This window comes from Gordonia sp. i37 (genome assembly GCF_002043085.1).
Lineage (GTDB): Bacteria > Actinomycetota > Actinomycetes > Mycobacteriales > Mycobacteriaceae > Gordonia > Gordonia polyisoprenivorans.
The window spans coordinates 1-3466 of record NZ_MVPX01000331.1 but is presented as its reverse complement, the minus strand read 5'-3'; the positions used below and the strand labels follow the sequence as shown (position 1 = coordinate 3466).

Genomic DNA, 3466 nt, shown 5'->3' with positions numbered 1-3466 from the left:
TGCGCGCGCAGGCCGACGCCCTGGTGTCCTCGGGCCTGGCGGCCAAGGGATATCGCTACGTCGTCGTCGACGACTGCTGGATGGCGCCCGACCGCAACGCCGGCGGGCAACTCGTCGCCGACCCCGTGCGCTTTCCATCCGGGATGGCCGCCCTCGCCGACTACGTGCACGCCCGCGGGTTGAAGTTCGGGATCTACGCCGGTGCACGCGAGAAGACGTGCGCGCAGTTCGGCGGAACCTATCCGGGTACCGCCGGCAGTGGGGGTCACGAGCTCACCGACGCGCGCACCTTCGCCTCCTGGGGTGCCGATTTCGTCAAATACGATTGGTGCTCCGGTGACTCGGCGCACGACGACCAGGTCGCCTCGTTCACCGCGATGCGTGACGCGATCCGATCCACCGGACGCCCCATGGTGTACAGCATCAACCCCAACAGCGGAATCGCCGGATCGGTGCCCGGAGCCCAATTCGATTGGGGCGGTGTGGCAACCATGACACGTGCCACCAACGACATCTCGCCGGTGTGGACCACTCGGCCGGCCGGTGCCGATGCGACACCGGCCTCGGGGTATCAGGGGGTCCGCGACATCATCGACGCCGTGGCCCCGATCGGCGCACGGGTTGCCGACGGCAGCTTCGTCGACATGGACATGCTCGTCGTCGGTGTCGGCAACGCGTTGACCCCGGCGATGGAGCGCACCCAGATGTCGATGTGGGCGATGATGGCCGCCCCGCTGATGGCCGGCAACGACCTCACCGCGATGAGCATCCGTACCCGCGACGTCCTCGCCAACGAGGCCATCATCGGCATCGATCAGGACGAGCGCGTGCGCGCCGGCGCCATGGTCGGCGACAACCCGGAGATATGGAGCCGCGCTCTGGGTTCCAAGGGCCTCGTCGTCTCGTTGACCAACCGTGCCGACCATCCCCGCACATTGACGGTGAGCTTGTCGAGCCTCGGTCTGAGCGGTGACTCGTCGGTGTCGGGGGTCGACGCATGGACCGGGCGCCGGTATCAGGCGGAGGGCGGCGAGTTGTCGGTGCCCGTGGGCGTCGACGACACCGCCGTGCTGTCGATCCAGTGACGGTTCCCGCGAGGACAGGATGCGGGCGAGTAACTGCCGGGCGGGCGCCGACGGAAATGGGAATGAACCACGCGCGTCGGGTTGTTACAATGAACTGCTCGCCGAGAAATCGGAGGGCACCTGTCTCGGGGCTGATCGGTTTCGACTCTGTACGCCGAGGCGGGGGAAGCGTGTCGGTGCAGGCCAGAGACCACCGTATAAGCGTCGCGGCAACCAATTAAGCGCCGATAAGAATCAGCGCGACTACGCCCTCGCTGCCTGACAGCGGGCCCGTAGTCTGTCGGCCCGGACTCTGCTCCCAAGTCCGGTGCCGGCATCATCTTTGGGAGCTCACCGTTCGCACCGGTCGCGGGTGCGAAGGGGACAACCAACAGCGACTGGGATCGTCATCTCGGCTTGTTCACGTGACCGGGAGATCCGAGTAGAGACAGAGTGAACTGCACACGGAGAAGCCCCGCCAACCCGACGGAGGACCCGGGTTCAATTCCCGGCAGCTCCACGGTCGACAGCGCCCCACCTGCTCGCAGGTGGGGCGCTGTCGTTTCTCGACGGTGTTGTCGCCGGGGCGGTTCAGACCTGGGAGCCGGTGTCGACGCGCCCCAGGCCCAAGTTCCCCAGGCCCAGGTTGCCCAACACGGTGTTGATGGCCGCACGCATGTCGGTGGCCTCCACCTGCATCAGGTGCTCGGCGTCGAGGTCGTCGAAGTCGATGCCGGGGTCCTCGGACAGTCGGTACTCGCGTTCTTCTTCGGCGGCTTCGACGATGTTGCGCACGAATCTGCCGTTGCCCGCCCGGTCGATGGTGCGGCGGGGTAGCCCACTCTGATCGACCGACTCCGAGTTGAACAGCGGCTCGCATGCGGCGATCAAATCGTCGAGTGCCTCGTCGGTGATGACCGAGTCCCGGTTCTTGGCGATGACCCGGGCGATCTGGCCGAGTTCGGACGGGGTGTAGGACGGGAAGCGGATTCGTTTGGCGAACCGCGATGCCAGGCCGTCGTTGGCTGCGAGAAAGCGATCGATCTCGCCGTCGTATCCGGCGATGATGACGACGAGGCGGTCCCTGTCGTTCTCCATCCGTGCCAGCAACGTGTCCACGGCCTCCCGGCCGAACGCGTCGCCGCCGGACAGCCCGCTCTGGATGAGGGTGTACGCCTCGTCGATGAACAGCACCCCGTCCATCGCGGTGTCGATCAGTGCCGACGTCTTCAGTGCCGTGCTGCCCAGATGCTGACCGACGAAGTCCTCCCGTTTGGCCTCGATGACCGTGGGCGTCTTGAGAATGCCGAGCCCACAATAGATCTTGGCGACCACACGTGCGATGGTCGTCTTGCCGGTGCCGGGTGGACCGGTGAACGCAAGGTGGTTGCTGCGCGAGGTGGTTGCCAGCCCCTTCTCGGCGCGAACCTTGGCGATCTTGGCAGACGACTGCAGCTTGGCGACCTGGATCTTGACCTCATCGAGCCCGATCTGGGCGGCGAGCTCCTCCTGGGCCTCGGCGAGAAGCTTCGCGCTGCGATCGGCCTGTTCGGCCGACACCCGTAGCTTCGGATCGGGGGCGGAGTTCGGATCCCAACGGTCCGTGCGGGACTCGATCGTCGCGCGGTCGGTGATCACCAGCCGGTACTTGGGGTCGTTGAGCGCAGCGGCATTGGCCTCGAAGTCGGGCTTCTCGGAGTAGATGCGTTCGAAGATGGCGCGGGCGTCCTCTTCGCGACCCATCTCGCGCAACGTCAATCCGCGGCAGAACTCGGCGTCGGTGACGGCGGCGGGGATCGGGCCCTCCGCAGCGGACTCCAGTCGGCGGATACCCTCGCCGAAGAGACCGAGCTGGGCGCAGGCAGAACCGACCATCAGATCGGCTCCGCACTTGATGTACTCGTCGCCGAACGAGGCCGACTTATCCAGGGCGGCAAGCACATCGGGCCATCGCTGGGTGGTGAAATGCAGGATGCCGCGCAGGTAGGCGCAGATCTCGTCGGAATACCGGTCGCGTTCGGGCATGTTCGGCCGATACCGGGCCAGGGTGTCCAGCGCGCCCTCGGCCTCGCCGTACTCGCCGTCGTCGATCAGCCCGGCGGCGTAGGCCAGCCAGATCTCGGTGAAACCCGCGAGCGGATAGTCGATGTAGAGCCCGGTCTGGAAGCGTCCGCCCAATTCCCGTGGTGCCAGACCGAGTCGGCGCTGCTCACGGAACAGCGTGGTGGTGGAGGTCCGATAGAGGTTGTAGCGCACCTCCGAGGTGACCTCGCCGCATGCGGCGCGCCCCAGCCATGCATCGCACATGTCGGGGTCCCGTTCGGTGGCGCGGGGGAAGGCCCGAAGGGCGTAGGTCACGTCCCGTTCGGTCTGCAGCCCGTCGATCGCTATCCCCAGGGACA

General features: G+C 66.6%; 2 protein-coding genes and 1 other RNA gene. 2 read left to right on the top strand and 1 reads right to left on the bottom strand.

What is annotated here, in order from left to right:
* A partial coding sequence (locus B1964_RS16150; RefSeq protein WP_079930500.1) for a glycoside hydrolase family 27 protein occupies positions 1-1085 on the top strand: 1085 nt, incomplete at its 5' end.
* Between the two features lie 127 nt (positions 1086-1212).
* Positions 1213-1587: a transfer-messenger RNA gene (ssrA, locus tag B1964_RS16145) on the top strand.
* 68 nt (positions 1588-1655) lie between these two features.
* Here the strand turns inward: ssrA and eccA are convergent.
* Positions 1656-3466: type VII secretion AAA-ATPase EccA (eccA, locus tag B1964_RS16140; RefSeq protein ID WP_139765759.1), on the bottom strand; the 1811-nt coding region annotated here is incomplete at its 5' end.